At 80.2% G+C, this 521-nt stretch carries 1 protein-coding gene; it reads left to right on the top strand.

Features of this window, described 5'->3' with window-relative positions; all coding sequences use genetic code 11:
- Positions 1-521 (top strand): FtsX-like permease family protein (locus ACYVI6_RS18860; RefSeq protein WP_460447806.1); only part of this gene is annotated, 521 nt, incomplete at both ends.

Raw genomic sequence — 521 nt, 5'->3', positions numbered from 1 at the left:
CCGCTGCCGCTCGTCGCGCTGCAGGCCGTGCTGCTGGCGCTGGTGGCGCTCGGCTCGGTGGGTGCGTCGGTCGCCGAGCAGCGTCGTCCGGACGTCGCGCTGGCCAGGCTGCGCGGACGCCGACCGCTGGCCGCCGCCGCCACGGTGGTGGGCGACCTGGCGCTCGTGTCGGTGCTCGGCTGCCTGCTCGGTGGCCTCGCGGGGTGGGCGCTGGCCCGGGTCGTCGCCGCCTGGTGGCTGCCCGACGACGTCCCCCTCCCGCTCGACGGCCTGCTGCTGCTCGCGGTGGCCGCCGCCGCCGCCCTCGCCGTGGTGACGGTCGTGGTGACCGCCGCGCCGTCCGTGCGCGAGCCGCTCACCCAGCTGCTGCGCAGCGTGCCGCCGCGCGGGTCGGCGGTGCGCGCGGGGCTGCTCGACGGGCTCGTCGTGGCGCTGGCCGCCGCCGGCCTGGTGTCGCTGCTCACCGGTGACGCCGCCTCCCCGGACGCGCTGCTCGCCCCCGGCCTGCTCGCGCTGGCCGG

This window comes from Angustibacter aerolatus (assembly GCF_054776675.1).
Note: the sequence above shows the minus strand (reverse complement) of the source record. Positions and strands in the feature narration are given on the sequence as shown.